Consider the following 21,770-nt stretch of genomic DNA (forward strand, 5'->3'; position numbering starts at 1 on the left):
CCTTCTTACTTCTTCAACACCACACGGGGATGTCACGGAAACCGTGTTCATACGGCCTTGCCGGTTCAGGGCCGTGAATCGTGAATGAAGAGGGGGATGAACATGAGACACCCACGAATGGCCCATGCGGGAGTGATGCTGTTCAGCGCCGCGGTGCTGATTGCCATGGCGCTGCCGCGGATGGCGGCCACTGCACCCCAGCCGCTGCTGGACGCGCCTCGCGCCTCTCCCACGGGGATGGGGCCTCGCGCCGTGGCGCTGGGCGACTTCGACGAGGACGGGCGTCTGGACGTCATCACGGCCAACCACACCGCGGGCACCGTGTCCGTGTTGCGGAGCCTGGGGGACGGAACGTTCGCGCCCGGCATGGAGCGGCCCACCGGGGCGTTGCCCGGCGCGGTCGCGGTAGGGGACTTCAACGGGGATGGCCACCTGGACGCGGTCACCAGCCACTTCGGAGGCACGGTGTCCGTGCTGCTGGGGCGCGGGGATGGGACGTTCGGCGCGCGGACCGACCACTCCGTGGGCGCGGAGCCCTCGGCCGTGGACGTGGGCGACCTGGACGGCGACGGACGCCTGGACGTGGTGACGGCCAACTCGCTCGACGACTCCGTGTCGGTGCTGTTGAACCGGGGCTCCGGACGGTTCGTGCATCAGAAGGATGTCAACGCCGGCACCAACCCATTCGCGGTGAAGGTGGCCGACGTCAACCACGACGGGATGGCGGACCTGGTCACCGCGAACTTCGTGGACACGGTGTCGGTGCTGCTCGGCAACGGGGACGGGACGTTCCGGCCGCGCATGGACTTCGCCACGGGCAACGCGCCCTACTCCGTCGCGGTGGTGGACGTGGATGACGACGGGAAGCTGGACGTGGTCACCGCGAACTTCCGGGGCCAGAGCGTGTCCGTGCTGCGCGGCACAGGCGCCGGTACGTTCCCCGTGCGCGTGGATTTCGCCGTGAAGGGCGGGCCGTACTTCGTCGCGGCCGGCGACTTCAACGGCGATGGGATGCCGGATCTCATCACCGCGAACTTCAACGAGGACACCGTGTCCCTGCTGCCCGGCCAGGGCCACGGTTCCTTCGGCGCGCCCACGCGCCTGGCCACCGGCGAGGGCCCCGCGGCGCTCGCGGTGGGCCTGCTCGACGGCGACCTGAAGCCGGACGTCGTCACCGCCAACACCCGGAGCCATGACGTGTCCGTGCTTCGGGCCGCGGCCTCCGCGGACGTGGAGGTGACGCTCACCGCTGTCCCCAGGCCGGGTGTGTCCGTGCCGCGCATCGACTACACGCTTACCGTCACGCAGCACGGGCCGGATCCGCTGAACCGGGCCGTCATCACCGTGGCCCTGCCTCCGGGCCTCCAGGCCAGCACCCGGGACTGCCTCATGGCCGCCGGCACGCTCCAGTGCGAGGTGGGACCGATGGCCGTGGGCGACACCGCCCTCCTGCGGTTCTCCGCGCCGCTGCCTCGCTCCAGCGTGGGCCTGTCCTACCGCATCACCGCCACGCGGACGCTCAGCGTCCCCGAGGACCCCCATTCCGCCAACGATGCCGCGAGCCAGGACTACGTGTCCCTGGGCGGACTCGCGGCGACGTGGTGGTAGCGGTCCAGCCGGAGCGCCTTCCCTGGAGCGCTTCAGCCAACGACGTGGCGAGCCTGGACCGCGTGTCCCTGGGCAGGCTCGCCGCGACGTGGTGGTAGCGGTCCGGCCGGAGCGCCTTCCCTGGAGCGCTTCAGCGCGGGCGCTTCAGCTTGGACCACATGAGCCCGACGAAGGTGTCGGGGGCGGGCTTCGCGGTCATCAACTCCTCGTCTTCGTGACCGCGCACGGGCGGCGGCAGGGGCTTGGGAGCCACGGGAAACGGCAGGGGCTCCGAGGTGTTCAGGCCCTGTGCCTGGCGCTCCATCACCTCCGCGAAGGAGCGCTGGGGCGCGTTGCGCTCCGCCACCGGTGCGGCGCCCTCCACGCTCTGGAGGGCCCGGATGCGAAGGATGACGCTGGCGCCTTCCGCGCGCGAGATGCCCGTCACCCGCCCGATTGGACCTCGCGGCCCGCGTTCCCGGCTCATCGGTTCCCTCCCGGTCTTCGCTAGAACCGTAGCGCCTCCGGCCCCCCGCCGGCCACTGCTCGGCCCTCCGGCGAGCCACGGAGAGGCCCGCCCGGCCGGCAGGCCATCGTGGCCCCGCTGTAACCATTCCCCGGTGTCGCGCGTAAGTTGGAATGGCGCCCTTTCTTCCGACGGCGCCCGGAGGCTTCGCGACCCATGTCGTCCGCCCGTGCAGTGCCGTCTCCCACCCCGCGGCCCGTGGCGCACCGGCTGTGGCCCGCCCTGCTGGTGCTCGCCGCCGCCCTGAGCGCGTGCACCGAAGCGCGTGGTGCTCCGCCCGGCGAGAAGCCCGCGGCCACCGCGTACGCCCCGCCACAGGACGGCCGCGCGTACACGAAGCCGTCCGACGCGGAGCTGAAGCGCAACCTGTCCCCCCTCGCCTACCAGGTGACGCAGCACGAGGCCACCGAGCCGCCCTTCCGCAACGCGTACTGGAACAATCACGATGAAGGGCTCTACGTCGACGTGGTCAGCGGCGAGCCGCTGTTCTCCTCGCGCGACAAGTTCGAGTCCGGCACCGGCTGGCCCAGCTTCACCCGCCCCCTGGACAAGGCCCACGTGGTGGAGAAGCGCGACAGCACCCTGGGCATGGAGCGCGTGGAGGTTCGCTCGAAGGACGGCGACTCGCACCTGGGCCACCTCTTCGAGGACGGGCCCAAGCCCACGGGTTTGCGCTACTGCATCAACTCCGCGTCGCTGCGCTTCATCCCCGTGAACGAGTTGGCCTCGAAGGGCTATGGCGCGTGGCTGGCCACCTTCGGCCGCGCGGCCCCGAGCGAACCCCAGGGCGCGCTCGCCCCCGCCGCGGGCGCCGTCGTGCTGGCGAAGGCGACGGTCCCCACGGAGGCCACTCGCGAGACGGCGTACCTGGCGGGCGGGTGCTTCTGGGGCATGGAGGACATCCTCCGGAAGATCCCGGGCGTCATCGACACGGAGGCCGGCTACACGGGCGGCTCGAAGAAGGACGCCACCTACGAGGACGTGCACACCGGCAAGACGGGGCACGCGGAGGCCGTGCGCGTCGTCTTCAACCCGAAGCTGCTGACGTACGAGGCGCTGCTGGAGCAGTGGTTCTTCCGCATGCACGACCCGACGACCCTCAACCGCCAGGGCAATGACGTGGGCTCGCAGTACCGCTCCGCCATCTTCTACCTGTCGGACGCGCAGCGCCGGACGGCGGAGGCGGTGAAGGCCCGCGTGGACAAGTCCGGCAAGTGGTCCCGGCCCGTCGTCACGCAAATCACCGCCGCCAGCGAGTGGGTGCCCGCCGAGGGCTACCACCAGGACTACCTGGTGAAGAACCCCGGCGGCTACACCTGCCACTACCTGCGCGACTGAGCGCCCCGCCTCGCCCTCACGCGGCGCGGTCGTGCACCTCGAACGTCATGCCCGCCTTGCGCAGGCGCTCCACCAGCACCATGCCCATGGCGGAAGCGGGGGTGAGCACGCCGCCCCGCTTGGGGATGGTGTCGAAGGCGAGGCACAGCGCGGACTCCGCCAGCATGCGCGCCGTGGCCGCGTAGCCCGGGTCCCCCTTCGACGCGACCTTGCCCTCCACCTTCACGCGCTGGCCGCTCTTGGGCGACTGGCCCTCGCCCAGGAGCCGCACCTCGAAGAGGCCTCGCTCGCGCACGGTGGCGGACGGGCCCTCGCCCGGCGCGGGCAGCACGTGCTTCTCCAACAGCTCCCGCGCGGGGTCCACGTTCGACAGGAGCATGAACCCGCCCAGCCCCGCGGTGGTCGCCGCGGCGAGCGCCAGACCCTTGGGGCCGGGACCGAAGTCGGAGACCTCCGAGTAGAAGAAGTCGCGGCCCCACGGGTAGCCCAGCAGCGCGTTGGAGCGCCGCACGACGCGCGTGTTGACGGAGGCCATCACGAAGGGCGCGGTCCACGTGCCCGTGTCCGGGCTCTTCTTCACCGTGGCCAGGTCGCGCTCCTCCTTCGTGCCTCGGGAGGGCTCAGGGTCCAACGCGTGGGCGCTGGTCAGCACCTTCTTGAGGGCCGGCTCCGCCTTCACCGCCGCCAGGGTGTCCATCATGCTGGCGATGGTGCCGCCGCTGAAGCCGCCGCGCATGCGCGTCAGGTGGAAGCGCACCTGGTCGCAGTGGCCGCCGTGCTTCTCACGCATGTAGTCCTGGACCATCAGCGTGCCCAGGTCGGAGGGGATGGAGTCGAAGCCGCAGGTGTGCACGATGCGGGCGCCCGTCTCGCGCGCCCGCGCGTCGTGGGCGTCGATGGTCCTGCGCATGAACTGCACCTCGCCCGTCAGGTCGCAGTAGTCCGTGCCGGCGCGGACGCAGGCGTCGACCAGCTCGTTGCCGTAGCGGGCATAGGGGCCCACGGTGGAGATGATGACGCGCGTGCGCGCCACCATCGCGTCCAGCGAGGCCGAGTCCTTCGCGTCCGCGAGCACCACCGGCAGGTCCGCGAACTCCGGCCGCACCTTCACCAGCTCCGAGCGGACCTGATCCAGCTTCGCCTCGTCACGCCCGGCGATGGCCCACTTCGCGCGGTGCGTCTCCTGGTTGCGAGCCAGGTACTCCGCCACCAGGCGGCCGGTGAATCCCGTGGCGCCCCACAGGATGATGTCGAACGCGGGCTTCTTGTCGTGGGCCATGGGGCGGCGCGTAGCCGGACCCTCCATGTGAGCGCAAGCGCGATTCCACGGCCCGTGAACGCCCTGTGCGGGGCACCACATCAGGCGCGCAGGCGCAACCGGATGGGCCCGCGCGCGGTGGAGGGCTCCACCACCCTGCCCCCCTGGACGATGTCCAGCACGCCGCGAGCCACGAGCCTGCGCGCCGCCTCGCGCACGGGCTCCATGCACGCACGCCAGTCCTCGCCGCCGGACGCGCGGGCGACCTCGGAGGGGCACACGGTGGCGCCGCCTGCCCGCTGGGAGAGCAACTCCAGGATGCGCGCCTCCCACGGGGAGTCCCGCGCCTGGGTCCGCGTCCCCCGGCATGCCCCCGAGCAGTACCGCACCTGTTCCCAGTCGCGCGCCCACTTGCGGCGCCAGGTGATGGCGCGGCCGCAGACGGCGCAGGGCTTGGGAGGCGGAGGGGACGTCATGCACTCCCATCGATGCGTCCCGCCACGCCGGGATTCAACCCCCGCCGACGTCGATGACCGGGATGCGTCAGCCCAGCGCCGCCTCCACCTCCACGGCGCGGTGCGCGTACGTGTGCTCGGCCAGCACGCGCCGGAGCGCGGCCTGTCCCATGCGCCGGGCGTCTTCCGGGGTGAGGCGCTTCACGTGCTCGGCGACCTCTTCACCGGAGCGGGCCACCAGGACCTCGCGGCCGGGCTCCAGGAATTGCTCCACGCCCTCGAAGGCGTCGGTGATGAGGCAGGCTCCCGCGCCCGCGGCCTCGAACACGCGCGGGGACGGTGAGAAGCCGAAGCGCGCCATGCTGTCGCGGTGCAGGTTGAGCACCGCGCGCGCCGAGCTGTTCACCGCGTTGTGGTCCTGCGTGTAGACGTGGCCCAGGCGCCCGACGTTGGAGGGCACGACGCGTTCCTCCCAACCGTTGCCGCCCAGGAGCATGCGCGAGCGGGGCAGCGACTCCGCGACCTTGAAGAAGCAGGCCTCCACGCGCGCCTCTCGGTCCGGCAACCGGTTGCCCAGGAAGGCCAGGTCGCAGGCGAAACGCGACTCAGGCGCCACGGGGCGGTGCGTGTCCGGATCCACCGCGGGGTGGATGGCCACACAATGCTTCGCGCCCAGCTCGCGGTACGCGTTCACCACCGGCGCGCCGCCGCCGGACGTGAGGATGTGGTCGAAGCGCGGGATGAGCTGACGGAAGAGATGGTGGGCGTCCTTCGCCACGTGCTCCAGCGTGGCGGGCGCGCTCATGTCCCAGAACACCACCTGCGTGCAGGAGCGGCGCAACTCCAGCACTCGCGCATCCAGATACGCGTCGAGGGCGCCCACGCCACTGGCCTTCACCACCACGTCGACACCGAAGGCGTCGTCCAGGCACTCGTCCACCGAGCCCAGGTTGTTGGAATAGACGACGACGCGTGCCTGGTCCGGCCCCTGGAGGTCGCGGTGCTCCTGCCGGCCGGAGGCATCCGGTTCATAGAAGGTGACCTGGTGTCCGCGCGCGTGCAGGGCGCGCAGCAGGCCCCGGTAGTAGGTGGCAGCGCCGTTCCACCAGGTGGACACGAGGCTGGAACCGAAGAAGGCGAAGCGCAGGCCACGGCTCATGCGAGGACTCTTTCCGAGGACAGCGGGTGGAGGACGTCGCCGGACATCCCCAGCTCCTGACAGAAGACGAGCAGCGCCTCCACCCGGTGCGCGCAGGTATGCCGCGACAGTACCGTGCGCAGGCCGGCTTCCGCGAAGGCGTGCCGCATCTCCGCGTCCGCGACCAGCGCGGACAGGTGGCGCCGCATCTGCGCCCCGTCCCGGGCGACGAGGTAGTCCTTCCCCGCGGTGAAGAGCCCGTCCGAGTCCTCCCACGGAGCGGACACCAGCGGGATTCCGCACGCCAGCGCCTCGAAGGGGCGGATGGTGGGGACGCCGGGCAGCAGCGTGGCGTAGGGCCGCCGGGGGATGTGCACGGTGACGCGCGCCTGGGAGAAGGCCAGGGGCACTCGGTGGTTGGGCAGCCAACCGGCGTACTCGATGCCGGCGTCGAAGAGGGCCCGCAGGGCGGGGACCGGATAGCGCACGCCATGCACCCGCGCGGTGAGGCCCAGCGCGTGCACCGGCTCCACGAGGAACTCCTGCAGCTCCTTCGTGCGCTCGTCGTCCCCCCAGTTGCCAACCCAGACCAGGTCGCGCACCTCGCGGTTGCGCGGGTGCGGGTGGAACACGCGCACGTCGGCGGCCTCGTGCCAGGTCCACGCCCGCCGCGCCCGGCCCCGCTCCAGGTAGAGGTCCCGGAGCACGTCTCCGGAGGCAAGCACCCCGTCGTACCGGGACAGATCGTAGCCGGCCATCACCTCCGGCGCGCTCACGCTCCGGTGGAAGGTGTCGTGGAAGAGGAGGCGGAAGCGGCCGCCGTCACGGCGGTGCACTCCGATACGGCGCACCAGGTCCGGCGGCGTCCAGGCGTGCACCAGCACCAGGTCCGCGCCATCGAGCACGGCCTCCAGGTCCAGCGTGTCGGGCGCGTACCGCTCCGGACGCACGTGCGGATAGAGGGCGCGGACCTCGTTGAGCGCGGCCACGCCGTGGGGCTCCTCCAAGAGGCACTGGAAGCTCCCCGAGTCCTCGGGTTCGAACACGCGCACGGAGTGGCCTCGCGCGGCCAGCTCCGTCACCACCCCGCGCAGGAAGTGGGCGTCACCATGGTTCCAGTCCGACAGCAGGGAATGACAGAAGAGGATGACACGCATCGATGGACGACTCCTCGGGCTCCCCGCCGCGTGGCCATGGCCCGGTCGGGAAAACGGTAAACACCCCGCCGTCCGGTTCACCCCTCCCTGATGGCTTGTCTGGGCGTCAGCCCTCGGGGACGCCCTTTCCCCTCCCTCCAGGGTCCCTTGTTCGCGAAGTACGAAGGGCTTCGTTGACACCTACGAAATCGTTCGTATAACTATGCGTAGGAAGCGGTGAGGAGAGAGGAAGCCATGAGCCGAGGAAAGCTGCCGCGACCCACGGATGCCGAGCTGGCCATCCTGCGGGTGCTGTGGGACGGGGGCTCGCGCACGGTGCGCGAGGTCCACGAGACACTCCAGGACGGGAGCGGCTACACGACCGTCCTGAAGACGATGCAGATCATGACGGAGAAGGGGCTGGTGACGCGCGACGAGTCCCAGCGCGCGCACGTCTACAGCGCCCGGCTCCCCCGGGAGAGCACCCAGCAGCAGCTGGTCACCGACCTGATGGACCGCGTGTTCGGCGGCTCCCCGGCGCGGCTCGCCCTGCAGGCCCTGTCCACGAAGAAGACGTCCCCGGAGGAGCTGGCGGAGCTGCGCCAGCTGCTGGATTCGCTCGAGAAGGAGTCGGAGTCATGAACGGTCTCATCCTGGAAGCGGTGGGTTGGGCGCTCGTGCACCTGGTGTGGCAGGGCGCGCTCGTGGCGGTGGCCCTGGCGCTGGCGCTCCGGTGGGTGGGCCGTCGTTCGGCGAACCTGCGCTACGCGCTGGCGTGCGGCGCGCTGGGCATCATGCTGGCGCTGCCGGTGGCCACCGCGTGGCGGCATGCCTCGCGCGCGGTGGAATCCCGTCCCGTGGTGAGCACGGCGTCCGTCCCGCGGACCGTGACGCCCATGGCGGCCCCGGTAACATCCGCGCTGACGCAGCTGCCCGCTCCGCGTCACATGAAGGAGACCGCGACGCTGCCCCGGCTGGATGGAGTGTTCCAGCAGGTGGGCGAGCACCTGCCCTGGCTGGTGCTGGCGTGGGGCCTGGGCGTGGCGGCGTCGTCGCTGCGCCTGCTCAAGGGCTGGATGGGGCTGCGCCGGCAGGTGGACGAGGCGGTGCACGCGTCGTGGGAATGGCAGCAGCGGCTGGAGGTGCTGGCGCGGCGGCTGAACCTCACGCGTCCAGTGCGCCTGCTGGTGTCGTCGAAGTTGGATGTGCCGTCCACGCTGGGCTGGCTGAAGCCGGTGGTGCTGGTCCCCACCGCCACGCTCACCGGGCTGGCCGTGCGAGAGCTGGAGCTGGTGCTGGCCCACGAACTGGCCCACATCCGCCGTCACGACTTCGCGGTGAACATGGTGCAGACGCTGGTGGAGACGCTGCTCTTCTACCACCCGGCCGTGTGGTGGATGTCCCAGGTCATCCGCGTGGAGCGCGAGAACTGCTGTGACGACCTCGCGGTGCGCCATGGCCCCGGCGCCCTCCCCTACGCCCGAGCGCTCACCGCGCTGGAAGCGCTGCGGTTGCAGGGCATGGACGCCAGCGGTCCCGCGCTGTCCGCGCTGGGCGGTTCGCTGAAGGACCGCGTGCGGCGGCTGGTGGTGGCGCCCACGTCACGGTGCTCGTCGCGCTGGGCGGCGGGGGTCTCCATTGTCACGCTGGCCAGCAGTCTGGCGCTGGCGGTGCCGCTGACGGCGCTCGCCGTGCAGCCTGTGAAGGCGCCGGAGACGAAGGCCCTGGCGTCTCCTGTCGTCAGCGCCACGCCCCGTCTCCACGTCTCCGTGCCCGCGCCGGTCGCGGCTCCGGTGCTCGCGGTCGTCGCGGCGCCCCCTGCTCCGAACCCCGCTCCCGCGCCGGTCGTCGCGCCAGCTCCGAACCCCGCGCCGTCCCCGAAGGAGAAGGCCCGCGCGGCGAGCAAGGAGTCGGACGATGCCGACGAGAAGACCCGCGTGGGCGTGGATCCGCTGAGCGTGGACCAGCTGGTCGCACTGAAGATCGCGGGCGTCACGCCGGAGGTCGTCGACCGCATCACCGCCATGGGCTACGAGCCCACGGTGGACACGCTGGTGGGCTTCCAGCACGCAGGCGTCACGCCGGACTACGCGAAGTCCATGACGGACCGCTTCGGCCGCTCCATCCCCGCCGAGCAGCTGGTGGCCATGAAGCACCTGGGCGTCACGCCGGAGTGGCTGGGTCAGATGGCGGCCCTGGGCTTCGGCAAGGAGGACTCCGACGACCTGCTGGGCGCGAAGGCACTGGGCATCAACGCCGCGTGGCTCAACGAGCTGAAGGCCGCGGGCTTCGCGAACCTGACGCTGGATGAAGCCATGCAGCTGCGCGCGCTGTCCGTGGACGCCAACTTCCTGCGCGAACTGGAAGCCGCGGGCGTGAAGCCCGCCACCGTGGATGAGCTGGTACGCCTGCGCGCCGGCGGCGTGGACGCGGACTTCATCCGCCGCATGCAGAAGTCCCGGAAGTAACCCCTCCCTTCCTCTCCCAAGCGGCCCCACCGCGCGCTCCATCCCGAGCGCGCGGAAGGGCCGCGCCTTGCCGAAAAGGAGTCGCCGTCATGACGTCGCGCCTGTCTCCGTGGCTCACCCTGGTCGTGATGCTCCTCACCCTCCCCGTCCTCGCCGCCGAGGCCCAGCGCACCGGCACGTGGGGCGCGTACGTGAAGGAGCAGCAGTTGCAGCTGTCATTGCAGCCCAAGGACCGTCCTGATTCGCACCATGGCTTCTCCGCGCCGCTCGCCGACTTCCAGGGGCTGTCCACGGCGGAAGGAAGCAGCGCCCCCTTCAAGCTGGTGCGTGAAGCGGGCACGTTCGACTTCGAGGGCCGCTTCAAGGACGGACAGGGCGTGGGCACCTGGCGCTTCACCCCGGACGCAAGCTTCACGAAGAAGCTCGGGGAGCTGGGCATTCCCAAGCCGGACACGGACGAGCAATTCCTCCTGGCCAGCGTGAACGTCGGCCCGCGGCGCGTCCAGGCGCTCGCGGCGGTGGGCCAGAAAGTCATCACCGTGGATGAGCTGGTCCAGGTGGGCATCTTCAACGTCACCCCGGAATACGTCCGTGCGATGGCGGCCGAGGGCTACCCGAAGCTGACCATCGAGCAACTGGTGAGCTGCCGCATCCACAACGTCACGCCGGAGCGCATCCAGGGCCTCGCGGCGATGGGATTCAAGGGCCTGCCCCTCGACTCACTCCTGGCCATGAGCATCCACGGCGTGACACCGGACTTCGTCCGCGAGATGCGAAGCCTGGGCTTCAAGGACCTGGGCGCGGATGACCTGGTGGCCATGCGCATCCACGGCGTCACGCCCGCGTTCGTGAAGGAGATGCGCGACGCGGGCTACGAGAACGCCACCGCGGATGACTTCGTCTCCATGCGCATCCACGGCATCGACTCCATCTTCGTCCGCTCCATGTCCAAGAAGCGCAAGTAGCCAGGCACCGGGGGCCTTGACGTTTGGAGCGTCAGGCCTTAACACTGAACCAAATGGTTCAGTCTCAAGCCGCCCTCGACCGTACATTCGCGGCGCTGTCAGACCCGACGCGCCGGGCCATCCTCCTGCGACTGGGGGGAGGGACCGGCACGTCCATCGGCAGCCTGTCCGAACACTTCGAGATGACGCTCACGGGCTTCCAGAAGCACGTGCGCATCCTGGAGGAGGCGGGGCTCGTCACGACGGAGAAGGTCGGACGGGTCCGCCAATGCAAGCTCGGGCCGAAGCGACTGGAGGACGTGGCGAAGTGGATGGCCACATACCGGACCATGCTGGAGCAGCGCCTGGACAACCTCGAGGACTTCCTCGAGCGCACGAAAGGAACGCCATGACGACCCAAGTCGCGAGTGCATCCCCCAACAAGGCCATCGTCACCCAGACCGCGGAGCGGGAGCTGCGCATCGAACGCATCTTCAACGCGCCCCGCGAGCGGGTGTGGAAGGCGATGACCGACCCCGCGCTCGTCTCCCAGTGGTGGGGCCGGGGCAACAAGGTGGTCGTCGAGCGCATGGACGTTCAGCGCGGCGGCCACTGGCGCTTCGTCGAACACACGCCTGAAGGCACCCACGGCTTCGAGGGCCGCTACCGCGAGGTGAAGCCCATGGAGCGCATCGAGCAGACCTTCGAATGGGACGGCATGCCGGGCCACGTGACCGTGGAGACGATGACGCTGGAGGACCTGGGCGACGGCCGCACCAAGCTCGTCAACATCTCCCTGTTCCACACCGTGGAGGACCTCCAGGGCATGGTCGGCTCCGGCATGGAGCAGGGCCTCAACGAGAGCTACGCGGCGCTGGACAAGCTGCTCGCGCGGCCCAACTGAGGCAGGGCCCCAAAGGCGGGAGGCTCCGGGCCTCCCGCTCCCCCTGGGTCCAGCAGGAGCTCCGTCGGATTCCGCACACGCAAAGGTCCGCTGCCGGATGCTCCGGCGGCGCGGAGTGGTGCGCGCCGCACATCCCTCCCACCCTTCAATCCGTCGTACCTTCCACCCGCTTTTCGGTGTATCCCTGGCTCCCCCTTCAACGGGCTTCCCCCCTGCCCGGCCCATCAGGAGCGAGCCATGCATCACAGCCGACTCAGCACGTTCGTCATCGACTGCAAGGTCGAGGACTTCGACGCCGCCACACGGTTCTGGAGCGCGGCGCTGGGGCGGGCGGTGAAGCCAGTGGATCCGGACTCGCCCACCTACCGCGAGCTGGAGGCGAAGGACACCGAGCCCATGCTGCTCCTCCAACAGGTGGAGCACGAGAGCCGCATCCACCTGGACATCGAGTCGGATGACCTGGACGCGGAGCTGGAGCGGCTGGAGGCCCTGGGCGCGAAGCGCGTCGCCTACGTGCAGCGCTGGTGGGTGATGGAGGCCCCCACCGGCCAGCGCTTCTGCATCGTCCGTCCGCAGCGCGGTCCCCTGGCGGGCCGCGCCAACGTGTGGGACGGCGAGGGCCGCTGAAGCGCGCCCTACCCCGGGCCCAGCGCGGCCTGGAGCAGGTCCAACAGCCCCGGCCACTCCTCCGCGGACAGCCACAGCCCCTCCGGCGCGTGCTCCGCGGTCATCCGCAGGGAGGAGGACTCGAAGAGGCGGGCCGCCAGCGCGCCCTCCTTCGGCAGCGCCCCTTCTACCCGGAGCACCTGTCCGTCCCAGGCCAGTCCCGGCGGCAACAGCTTGCGCGCCAGGGCCTGGAGCGCGGCCTTCCCGGCCCCCGTGCGCAGCGCGCCCATCAACAGGGATGACGCGCCGGGGGACTCCTCCAGCTCCACCCGGCCCGGCGTGGCCAGCCACAGCGTGTAGCGCCCACCGGCCAGCTCCACGCGCTGGGGGGTGGTCTCCACCCGCAGCTTCCAGCCGCGCACGTCCAGTCGCAGGTCGTACACGGACGCAGTGATGTCCCACGAGCGAAGGGTGAGCCCCTTCACGCGGCCCAGCACGCCCCGCGACAGCGCCTCCACCCGCGCGTGCGATAGGCGCACCCGCCGGCCGCTCACGTCCACCGCCACCTGGTTGGACAGCCCCGCCGGCAGGGCCCTGGCCCACGCGAGCACCCCGTCCAGCATCTCCGTCCACGGCTGCCCCGCCATCACGCGTCACTCCCTGGGGGCCCGGCCGGGGCACCCGTCGGGTGCACAATGGGGGACGCGGGCCCCCCGTGCAAAGCATCCGCGCGGTGCTACGGTGCGCCCCGTGCCCCAGAGCGAGTCCCTGTCAGAGCGGGTGGAGCGGTTGGAGCTGCCCTTCAACGAATACGGTGTAGACCCCTACGGCATCTCCAAGAAGCACCTGAAGCTGGCGCTGGAGTTCTTCGCCTTCCTCTACCGGAACTACTTCCGGGTGCGTTGCACCGGCGTGCAGCACATCCCGAAGAAGGGCCGCGGCATGCTGGTGGGCAACCACTCCGGCGGCGTCGCGGTGGACGGGATGATGGTGCTCACCTCCACGATGCTGGAGATGGATCCGCCCCGCCTGGCGCAGGGCATGGTGGAGCGCTTCATCCACAAGTTCCCCGTGGCCTCGCTGTGGGCCAGCCGCACCGGCCAGTTCACCGGCCTGCCCGAGCACGCCGTGCGACTGCTGGAGGACGACCGGCTGCTGATGATTTTTCCGGAGGGCGCCCGCGGCACCGCGAAGCTCTACCCGGACCGCTACTCGCTGGTGGACTTCGGCACGGGGTTCATCCGGCTGGCGCTCCAGACGCGCTCGCCCATCATCCCCTTCGCCTTCCTGGGCGGCGGCGCGGCCATCCCCACGGTCACCAACGCGTACGCGCTGGGCAAGCTCCTGGGCGTCCCGTACGTGCCGCTGACGCCGTACCTGCTGCCGCTGCCCCTGCCCGTTGGCCTGGAAATCCATTACGGCGAGCCGCTCGTCTTCGAAGGCACGGGTGACGAAGAGGACCACGTCATCCAGGGCTACGTGGACCAGGTGAAGGCGAGCATCCAGCGGCTCATCGAAGACAACCGCGCCGAGCGCAACCTGCGCCGGGCCCGGAGGCTGTTGCCATGAGGGTGTTGATTGCGGGCATCTCCGGCGGCATCGCGCGGAGGCTGGCGCTCAAGCTGCGCGACAGCGGCCATGAAGTCGCGGGCATCGACATCCGCCCGTGGAGGGACGCGCCCAAGGGCATCGAGGTCCACCCGGTGGACATCCGCAAGCGCGCCGCCGAGGACCTCTTCCGCCGCTGGAAGCCGGAGGCCGTCATCCACATGGCCACGGTGACGGCGTTCACCGTGCAGGGCCACGAGCGCGGCCGCATCAACCTGGACGGCACCAAGGCGCTGTTCGACCACTGCGCGGCGCACGGCGTGAAGCAGGTGCTCTTCGTGGGACGGCACACGTTCTACGGCGCGGCGCCGGACTCGCCGCTGTACCACTCCGAGGACGAGCCCCCTCGCGCGCTGGAGGCCATCCCGGAGCTGGCGGACCTGGTGGCCGCGGACCTGTACGCGGCCACGGCGCTGTGGCGCATGCCGGACGTCACCACCGCGGTGCTGCGGCTTGTCTACACGCTGGGCACGCCGGGCACGGGCACGCTCGCGAACCTGCTGCGCGGCAAGCGCGTGCCCATGGTGCTGGGCTACGACCCGCTCTTCCACGTGCTCCAGGAGGAGGACGTGGTGACGGCGCTGCAATTGGCGCTGGAGAAGCAGGTGCGCGGCATCTTCAACGTGGCGGGGCCCGCGCCGGTGCCGCTGTCGGTCATCATCAAGGGCACGGGCCGCACGCCGGTGCCGCTGCCGTCGCCGCTGTTCTCCGTGCTGATGGGGCGCGCGGGCTTCCCCCGGCTGTCCGTGGGGGCGACGGACCACCTGCGCTACCCCATCGTGGTGGACAACAAGCGCTTCCTGGAGGCCACGGGCTTCCAGGCCGCCTACGACGAGGGCCGCATCCTGCGCGCCTACGCGGACGCGCTGCCGGTGGACCGGGCGGGCAATGGTGGCTGACAGCGTGGGTGCCTCGTCCGCCGCCACTCCGGGCCTGCTGCGCCGGGTGGAGGCGGTGGTGTTCTTCACCGTGTTCCTGGACCTGGTGGGCTTCGGCATCGTCATCCCGATGCTGCCCTTCTACGTGCAGTCCATGGGCGGCTCGGCGCGCACGGTGGGCATCCTGCTGGGGTGCTTCAGCTTCACGCAGCTGCTCGCCACGCCGCTGCTCGGTCGCTATTCGGACCGGCACGGGCGGCGGGCGGTCATCCTGCTGAGCCTGCTGGCGAACGCGGTGGCCATGGCGCTGTTCGCGCTGGCCAGCCACCAGCTGATGCTGCCGCTCTTGTTCGCGTCGCGCATCCTGGCGGGGGCGACGTCCGGCAACATCGCCGCGTGTCAGGCGGCGCTCGCGGACGTGACGACGAAGGAGACGCGCGCCCGGGCCATGGGCCGCATTGGCGCGGGCATTGGCCTGGGCATGGTGCTGGGGCCCACGCTGGGCGGCCTGTTCTCCGGCCTGGGCCCCTGGGTGCCGCCGCTGCTCGCGGGAGGCCTGGCGCTGGTGGGCTTCGTGGCCGCGTTCTTCGCGATGCCGGAGACGCACCCGGTGGAGAAGCGCGTGGCGGCGGAATCCCAGACGCGCTGGTCCGCGTTGCAGGACCCGTCCCGGCGCAAGGCATTGGGGATGGTGCTGGGTTTGTTCTTCGCGGTGTTCCTGTCCATGACCACGCTCCAGGTGGCGTTCGCGCTGCTGGTGCAGGCGCGGCTGGGCTGGGGCTCCAAGGAGGTGGGCTACACCTTCGCGGTGGTGGGTGGTCTGGGCATGGTCATCCAGGGCGGGCTGATTGGTCCGCTGTCTCGCGCGGCGGGTGAGTTCAAGCTGCTCATCTGCGGAGCGCTCCTGCTCGCGGGCGGCATGGCGGGGCTCGCGGTGTCGTGGCAGGCGATTCCGATGATGCTCTCCGTGGTGCTGGTGGGCGTGGGGATGGGCTTCCTGCAGCCGTTGATTTCAAGCCAGGCCTCCCAGGTCGCCCCGCCGTCGCAGCAGGGCGCCGTGCTGGGTCTGGCGCAGTCGTGCGGTGGACTGGCCCGCACGGTGGGTCCGGTGGCGAGCGGCTGGATGTATGCGTCATGGAGCACCCAGGCCCCCTTCCTGACGGGCATGGTTTCAGCGCTCGCGGCGGCCGGATTGGGACTGCTTCTCCATCGGGAAACCGGCGACGACGCAGGGCGGTAAAGCCTTTCAGACCCACCCGGGTCTCTTCCTTCCCGGAATGCCATACCTCCTTTGGGGGGCTTGTCTTCACCCAACCCGTGGGAGCAGTCTTTTGCTCACGAGGGGCGGTGAAGCCATCACTCCCGGGGGGTAGTGCTTGCCATTGGCGGGTGAAGTCGCGCTGCTGGATGCATTGGACCGCCAGGCCCGGCGCCGGGCGGAAGGCATCGCGACCCTGAGCGTGTTGGAGGGACCGGAGGCCCTGGGAGGGACGCTCTGGAGCCAGTGGGCCGCGAGGCACGGGCTGACGGTGGTGGAGGTCTCCGGGGAGGACCCGCACGAGGCGGCACTGGATTGGGCACGAGCGCTGGCGGCGACCCGGGACCTGGGGGCGGACGCGGAGGCGCTGGCGACGTTCAGCCTGACGGCGGCGAATCCCAGACATACGCCGCGGTTCCAGGGAAAGACAGCACATGAGCGGCGCGTGCTGCTGGAGGCGCTGCCGCCGCCCGCGATGCTGGCGGACGCCACGTGGGCGCTGTGCCGGGAGCTGGTGATTGGCCGTGAGGCGGTGGAGCCCGGAGCGCTCCCGAACGCCGTGCGCACGGCGCTCGCGAGGAACCTGGGCGCGGGGCTGCGTGCGGTGCACGCGCTGGTGCCGCCCGGGCAGGCGCCGGCGGTACGAATGGCGGTGGGGGAGGCGCCATCGTACCGCGGGCTCCAGGTGGCGGGGGTGTTGAGCAGCGCGGTGCCGGCGCTCGCGGTGGCGTGCGTGGTGTCCAGCGAGGCGCTGGGGGCGTTCCTGGCGGGCGGGGAGACGCGGCTGAAGGCGCTGGTGCGCGAGGGCGTGGTGGAGGTGCCGGCGGAGCCCTCGGAGACCGCGAGCGCGGTGGCGACGCTCCGGAAGCTGGAGCGCACGGGCGCGCCCGAGCAGCAGCGGGTGAGCGCCGCCGAGGTGGCGCTGGCGGTGCTGACGGGCGCGGGCGCCGCGGGCGCGGACCGGGCGCGGAGCAAGGCGGAGGCGTACCTGCGCGACCGGCTGGAGGAGCACCGGAGCACGGCGGGCCTCTTCGAGCTCAACACCCGGCTGCACCCCGAGGACAAGCGCAGCTGGGAGGTGGACCTGCTGTGCCGCTCGCTGCGCATCGCGGTGGAGATCGACGGCTACCACCACTTCCAGGATCCGGAGCGGTTCCGCCGCGACCGGCGCAAGGACCTGGACCTGCAGCGCGAGGGCTACTGGGTGTACCGGCTGCTCGCGACGGACGTGCTGTCCCAGTTGGAACACATCCTCCACACCCTCGACACGTTGATTGAAGCCCGCGGGCGCGAGCCCGGCGGGCGGGAGCCACGACATGGACACCGACACTCCTGACACCCGGCTTCAGGGCCTGGCATTGGCCTGGTTGGCGACGCGCTCGGAGAAGAAGGCCGGCACGCGCAACGAGCTGACGAAGACGCTGCACGCGTTCGTGGAGCACCGCTGGAGCCGGGGCGAATGGACCGGCCGGTTCGACGCGCTGCTGACGGAGCTGCTGGAAGACAAGCTCGTGGAGGCCCGGGGCCGTTCGGGGCTGGCGTTGACGGGGGCGGGCCGTCAGCGGGCGTTGAAGTTCCTGCGGGTGGATTCCCCCAAGGGGCTCACGTGGAAGCGCGTGAAGCAGCAGCACCTGCTGGCGAAGGGGCTGGGCCTGCCGGGTTCCAAGTCCGCGCTGGGGCGCTTATCGGACGCGGACGGCGTGCGGGCGTTGGTGCTCAAGCGGGCGCACAAGCTGGAGGGGCCGGAGACGCCGACGCTGGCGCAGGTGCGCGATCGGCTGCTGTGGCGGCAGCTGGGGGTGGAGACGGACGAGGCGTTCACGCTGCGCGCGGTGCAGGCGCACCTGTTGGGCAAGCTGCTGGGCCAGGAGGTCCGCGACCCGAAGCGCGGCTTGGAGCAACTGGCCGCCCGCGCGGTGGGAGCGCCGCGAGTGGACGCGGAGGTGGTGCGGATGGCGGCGATGCGGGAGTGGGTGCTGGCGGAGGCGGACAAGGTTTCCGCGCCCAAGCCGAAACTCATGGAGGCTGCCGTGAAGGTTGCCCCCAAGACGCCGCCCACGACGGACACGGTGTCTTTCGCCCGGCGGGTGCTGGACGCGGCGGGAGCCGTGCCCCCTACGGGACGCTTCGGTGACAACAAGGTCTTCATCTCCCACGTGTGGAAGGCGCTGCAGCCGGAGTGGGCGGACCGCCCGGCGTTCAACGAGGCGCTGCTCGCGGCCAACCGCGCGCATCAGCTGTCCCTGGGCCGGGCGGACCTGCTGGCGGCCATGAACCCCCGGGACATCACTGAATCCGAAGTGCGTGCCGCCGGCGCCAGCTTCCACTTCGTCGTCCTCTAAGCGGAACCCTTTCTCAGGAGCCTCCCCATGTCCAATGACGCCCGTCTGAAAGCGTTCCTGTCCGATGGCCCCGAGATCTTCAACAGCGTCCAGCAGGGGCAGACGCTGTGGAAGCGGGATCCGTTCGACGTGCCCTCCATCAATGCGCCCGCGCGCGCGGCGTTCGAGCGGCTCGTGAAGCGCGCCACCGCGCAGACGCCGCCGGAGGACGGGAGGATCCTCCTCTTGAAGGGGGACTCCGGCAGCGGCAAGACGCACCTGGTGCGCGCCTTCCGCAACAGCGTGCATGAGAGCGGCAAGGGCTACGTCGGCTATCTGCCCATGACCGTCGATGTGACGCACTACGACCGTTACATCCTGTCGGAAGTCATCGACTCGCTGGAGAAGCCGTACGACCACGGACACGTCGAGGACACGGGGCTGATGCTGCTGTCCGAGGCCGTGCTGAAGCGTTGCACGAACATCTTCGCGGCCCACATCCCGGACGAGGACGTGCTGGACGACGAGGAGTTGCACGGCAACATCCGCGCGGTCGCGGACGACCTGCACGCGGACCCTGCGTTCCGCAACATCGACGTCAACCTCCTGCGCGCCCTGCTCTGCCTCCAGCGCCGCGAGGCCCGCTTCCACCACCGCATCGTCCAGTGGCTGCGCTGCGAGGAGATGTCACCGGAGGACCGGGCCATCATCGGAAACCTGGTGCCTCGCAACACCGAGGAGTCCCCCAGCCGGATGCTCATCCAGTTGGGTCAGCTCATGGGCATCTTCGGCAAGGCGATGGTCCTCTGCGTCGACCAGGTGGAGGACATGCTCGACTTCGAGAAGAAGCCCCAGATGGAGCCCTCCTTCCGCCGCGCGATGAGCACGCTGGTGGCGCTGGCGGCCCAGGTGCCCTCGGCCATCGTGGTGGTCTGCTGCCTCTCCGACTTCTGGGTCGCGACGCGTTCGCACCTCAACCGCGCGATGCTCGACCGCATCGAGCGCAACCCCGAACCCGTGGACCTGGAGTTCAACGTCACCGCGCAGACAGGGCGCGACATCGCGGCCCGCCGGTTGAAGTCCCTGTACGAACAGCAGGGCATCGCCTTCAACCCGGCCCAGCCCACCTACCCCATTCCGGCCCAGGGCTTCGAACTGCTGAGCGGACAGCGGACGCGAGACATCCTGAACGCCTGCCACCGCTACCGGGAACAGGCCCTCCAGGACGGCAAGCTGCCAGCGGCGTTCCCCCTGCCGGAGAAGAAGCAGCAGACGCCCACGACGGGAGTCACCGTCTCCCCCAAGGAGCCTCCGGCGCCGGACCTGGACCAGGCCTGGACGGACTTCAAGGCCAACTTCAAGGCAAGGGTGCCGGAAGGAGACGCGGACATCACCGCGTTGCTCGCCTGGGGCATCAAGGCGAGCGCTGAGGAACTGGGCGACCCGAACCGCTTCAAGGTGAAGGCCCGCGATGAAGGGGACTCGCTCGACGTCACGGCCCAGCCCGGCGACGCACAACTGCATGTCGCGCTCTGCAACAACACGCCCAAGGGAGGCTCCCTGGGCAAGCAGATGACCCAGGCCATCAGGACCGCGGCCAGGAAGCTGCCCGTGCTGGTGCGCACCACGGAGTTCCCCGGCAGCCTGGGCACGATGGTCGCGGAGCAGACCGCCGTGCTCCAGCGCAAGGGCGGTCGGCGCGCGGTGGTGGCCCCCAGCGACCTGCGGGAGCTGCTCGCGTTGCAGGCCTTCCGCAAGCAGCAGGTGGAGTCCGTGTTCCTCGGGTGGAGCCGCGTGGCCCGCCCGGTGACACGGCTCCAGGGCATCACGGACCTGCTGGCGCTGGAGAAGCACGCTCCCGCCGCCGTCACGCCTCCTTCGCCCGTGGTGGTCAAGCCCGCCGCCGTGAGTGAATCCGCCGTGTCCGACGGCGAGACCGAGTGGGAGGTGACGCCGGCCAGCCAGATTCTGCCGGTCAAGCCGGACAAGTCCCCCGCCCCTGTCAGCAGGTCGAAGAACGACGAAGGCCCCAAGGGCCAGATGCGCGTGGGTGTCTCCGAAGGCGTCTTCTCCAACACCGTCTACATCCAGCCGGATGAACTGAAGCAGCACAGCGCCTTCCTCGGAGGGCCCGGCAGCGGCAAGACGACGCTCGCGCTGAACCTGGTCGAGCAGCTGTTGATTCAAGGCATCCCCGCCATCCTCGTGGACCGCAAGGGCGACCTCGCCGCCTACGCGAACGACACAGCGTGGGAGGAGGCATTGGACGACCCGATGATGGTCGAGCGCCGCAAGCTGCTGCGGGAGCGCGTGGACGTAGCGCTCTACACGCCGGGCCGCTCGGACGGACGCCCGCTGTCGATTCCGGTGGTGCCCCGAGGGCTCGACAAGCTCTCGCCCGAGGAGCGCGACCAGATCCTCCAACAGGCCGCGGACGCCCTCTCCACCATGCTGGAGTACAAGAGTGGTGCCCGGGACAGGGCCGCGAAGGCCCTGCTGGCCCTGGCGCTGCGGCTGCTGGTGCAGCGTCCGTCCGGCAAGGAGATCACCCTGGACCTCATCCAGCGCTTCGTCGCCGCGCAGGACATGGCGCTCGTCCAGGAGGCGCATGGGCTGGATGACAAGGTCTTCACCAAGCTGGCGCAGGACCTGGCGACGTTGCGACTCAACGCGCAGACCCTGCTCTCCAACAACGGCGAGAAGCTCGACATGAACGAGCTGCTGGGCCTGGGCACCGCGAGGGTGCCGGGCAAGACGCGGCTCACCATCATCAGCACCAAGTTCCTGGGCGGACTGCACAGTTCGCTGTTCTGGGTGTCACAGCTGCTGGTGGAGGCCAATCGCTGGGCCAGCCAGAACCCCTCCCCGAAGCTCCAGGCCGTGCTGCTCTTCGACGAGGCGGACATCTACCTGCCCGCCATGAGCGTCCCCGCCACGAAGCAGCCCATGGAGAACCTGCTCCGGCGGGCGCGTTCGGCCGGCGTCGGCGTGATGCTCGCGACGCAGAGCCCGGGCGACCTGGACTACAAGTGCCGCGACAACGTGCGCGCCTGGTTCGCGGGCCGCGTGAAGGAAGAGGTGGCGCTCAAGAAGCTCAAGCCGATGTTCTCGGAAGCGCGCGTGGACCCCTCGGTGCGGCTGCCTCCACAGAAGACCGGCCAGTTCCACGTCCTGCGTGAGGGCCAGGTGGAACAGCTCAAGGCGGACCGGAACATCATCAAGACGGAGCAGCTGTCGGAGGAGGAGATCCTCCAACTGGCGCACCGCTCCGGTGAGCAAGGCATCCGCCACGCGGGGTGAGCCCGGCCTGCGACGCCCGCGAGCAGGACACCTGACGTCCGCTAC

Annotated in this window: 19 protein-coding genes and 1 pseudogene; 14 read left to right on the plus strand and 6 right to left on the minus strand. The window is 70.4% G+C overall.

Annotation, left to right across the window (positions count from 1 at the left end; all coding sequences use genetic code 11):
* Positions 1–102: 102 nt before the first annotated feature.
* Complete coding sequence (locus D7V77_RS22510) at positions 103–1,608, plus strand: FG-GAP-like repeat-containing protein (RefSeq protein ID WP_158624464.1); 1,506 nt, start codon at positions 103–105, stop codon at positions 1,606–1,608.
* A gap of 130 nt (positions 1,609–1,738) precedes the next feature.
* Here the strand turns inward: D7V77_RS22510 and D7V77_RS22515 are convergent, their stop codons facing one another.
* Positions 1,739–2,074 carry a hypothetical protein gene (locus D7V77_RS22515; protein WP_147452124.1) on the minus strand — a complete coding sequence of 112 codons (336 nt, stop codon included), beginning with the start codon at positions 2,072–2,074 and terminating at the stop codon, positions 1,739–1,741.
* 381 nt (positions 2,075–2,455) lie between these two features.
* On the opposite strand from D7V77_RS22515, the pseudogene D7V77_RS22520 reads away from it, so the two are divergent.
* Positions 2,456–3,451, plus strand: a pseudogene (locus D7V77_RS22520) (bifunctional methionine sulfoxide reductase B/A protein); the annotation flags it as partial.
* Between the two features lie 16 nt (positions 3,452–3,467).
* Here D7V77_RS22520 and D7V77_RS22525 read toward each other — a convergent pair.
* The 4 genes from D7V77_RS22525 to D7V77_RS22540 form a co-directional block, all read right to left on the minus strand.
* Positions 3,468–4,730, minus strand: a complete 1,263-nt coding sequence (locus D7V77_RS22525; RefSeq protein WP_120578350.1) for a trans-acting enoyl reductase family protein — start codon at positions 4,728–4,730, stop codon at positions 3,468–3,470.
* 80 nt (positions 4,731–4,810) lie between these two features.
* Positions 4,811–5,185 (minus strand): DUF2256 and DUF3253 domain-containing protein, encoded by a 375-nt coding sequence (locus D7V77_RS22530; protein ID WP_120578351.1) that lies wholly within the window; start codon positions 5,183–5,185, stop codon positions 4,811–4,813.
* 67 nt (positions 5,186–5,252) lie between these two features.
* On the minus strand, positions 5,253–6,323 hold the full coding sequence (locus tag D7V77_RS22535) for a glycosyltransferase (protein WP_120578352.1): 1,071 nt from the start codon (positions 6,321–6,323) through the stop codon (positions 5,253–5,255).
* On the minus strand, positions 6,320–7,459 hold the full coding sequence (locus tag D7V77_RS22540) for a glycosyltransferase (protein ID WP_120578353.1): 1,140 nt from the start codon (positions 7,457–7,459) through the stop codon (positions 6,320–6,322). Before D7V77_RS22540 ends, D7V77_RS22535 begins: the two co-directional genes overlap by 4 nt.
* A gap of 234 nt (positions 7,460–7,693) precedes the next feature.
* On the opposite strand from D7V77_RS22540, the gene D7V77_RS22545 reads away from it, so the two are divergent.
* The 6 genes from D7V77_RS22545 to D7V77_RS22570 all read left to right on the plus strand — a co-directional run bounded on the left by D7V77_RS22545 (position 7,694) and on the right by D7V77_RS22570 (position 12,381).
* Complete coding sequence (locus tag D7V77_RS22545; RefSeq protein WP_120578354.1) at positions 7,694–8,080, plus strand: BlaI/MecI/CopY family transcriptional regulator; 387 nt, start codon at positions 7,694–7,696, stop codon at positions 8,078–8,080.
* Positions 8,077–9,906, plus strand: coding sequence for a M56 family metallopeptidase (locus D7V77_RS22550; RefSeq protein ID WP_120578355.1), 1,830 nt, complete (start codon positions 8,077–8,079; stop codon positions 9,904–9,906). Before D7V77_RS22545 ends, D7V77_RS22550 begins: the two co-directional genes overlap by 4 nt.
* Positions 9,907–9,995: 89 nt before the next feature.
* Positions 9,996–10,871, plus strand: coding sequence for a 4-hydroxy-3-methylbut-2-enyl diphosphate reductase (locus D7V77_RS22555; protein ID WP_120578356.1), 876 nt, complete (start codon positions 9,996–9,998; stop codon positions 10,869–10,871).
* A gap of 53 nt (positions 10,872–10,924) precedes the next feature.
* The gene (locus D7V77_RS22560) at positions 10,925–11,263 is read left to right on the plus strand and encodes a helix-turn-helix transcriptional regulator (RefSeq protein WP_120578357.1); all 339 of its coding nucleotides are present in this window, start codon (positions 10,925–10,927) and stop codon (positions 11,261–11,263) included.
* Complete coding sequence (locus tag D7V77_RS22565) at positions 11,260–11,754, plus strand: SRPBCC family protein (RefSeq protein WP_120578358.1); 495 nt, start codon at positions 11,260–11,262, stop codon at positions 11,752–11,754. The genes D7V77_RS22560 and D7V77_RS22565 overlap by 4 nt, the downstream gene beginning before the upstream one ends.
* Positions 11,755–11,991: 237 nt before the next feature.
* The gene (locus D7V77_RS22570; RefSeq protein WP_120578359.1) at positions 11,992–12,381 is read left to right on the plus strand and encodes a VOC family protein; all 390 of its coding nucleotides are present in this window, start codon (positions 11,992–11,994) and stop codon (positions 12,379–12,381) included.
* 8 nt (positions 12,382–12,389) lie between these two features.
* On the opposite strand, the gene D7V77_RS22575 is transcribed toward D7V77_RS22570, so the two are convergent.
* Positions 12,390–13,007, minus strand: a complete 618-nt coding sequence (locus tag D7V77_RS22575; protein ID WP_120578360.1) for a hypothetical protein — start codon at positions 13,005–13,007, stop codon at positions 12,390–12,392.
* Positions 13,008–13,110: 103 nt separating this feature from the next.
* Between D7V77_RS22575 and D7V77_RS22580 the strand changes: the two genes are divergently transcribed.
* The 6 genes from D7V77_RS22580 (at position 13,111) to D7V77_RS22605 (ending at position 21,725) form a co-directional block, all read left to right on the plus strand.
* Complete coding sequence (locus tag D7V77_RS22580) at positions 13,111–13,929, plus strand: lysophospholipid acyltransferase family protein (protein ID WP_171808004.1); 819 nt, start codon at positions 13,111–13,113, stop codon at positions 13,927–13,929.
* Positions 13,926–14,867 (plus strand): SDR family oxidoreductase, encoded by a 942-nt coding sequence (locus tag D7V77_RS22585; RefSeq protein WP_120578362.1) that lies wholly within the window; start codon positions 13,926–13,928, stop codon positions 14,865–14,867. Before D7V77_RS22580 ends, D7V77_RS22585 begins: the two co-directional genes overlap by 4 nt.
* Complete coding sequence (locus D7V77_RS22590; protein ID WP_120578363.1) at positions 14,857–16,086, plus strand: MFS transporter; 1,230 nt, start codon at positions 14,857–14,859, stop codon at positions 16,084–16,086. The genes D7V77_RS22585 and D7V77_RS22590 overlap by 11 nt, the downstream gene beginning before the upstream one ends.
* A gap of 136 nt (positions 16,087–16,222) precedes the next feature.
* On the plus strand, positions 16,223–17,440 hold the full coding sequence (locus D7V77_RS45760) for an endonuclease domain-containing protein (protein WP_158624465.1): 1,218 nt from the start codon (positions 16,223–16,225) through the stop codon (positions 17,438–17,440).
* A complete protein-coding gene (locus tag D7V77_RS43825; protein WP_158624466.1) occupies positions 17,421–18,446 on the plus strand; it encodes a hypothetical protein in 1,026 nt (341 codons plus the stop codon). The genes D7V77_RS45760 and D7V77_RS43825 overlap by 20 nt, the downstream gene beginning before the upstream one ends.
* A gap of 27 nt (positions 18,447–18,473) precedes the next feature.
* Positions 18,474–21,725, plus strand: coding sequence for an ATP-binding protein (locus tag D7V77_RS22605; protein ID WP_120578365.1), 3,252 nt, complete (start codon positions 18,474–18,476; stop codon positions 21,723–21,725).
* Positions 21,726–21,770: the final 45 nt, after the last annotated feature.

This window comes from Corallococcus sp. CA041A (genome assembly GCF_003612075.1).
GTDB classification, from domain to species: Bacteria; Myxococcota; Myxococcia; order Myxococcales; family Myxococcaceae; genus Corallococcus; species Corallococcus exiguus.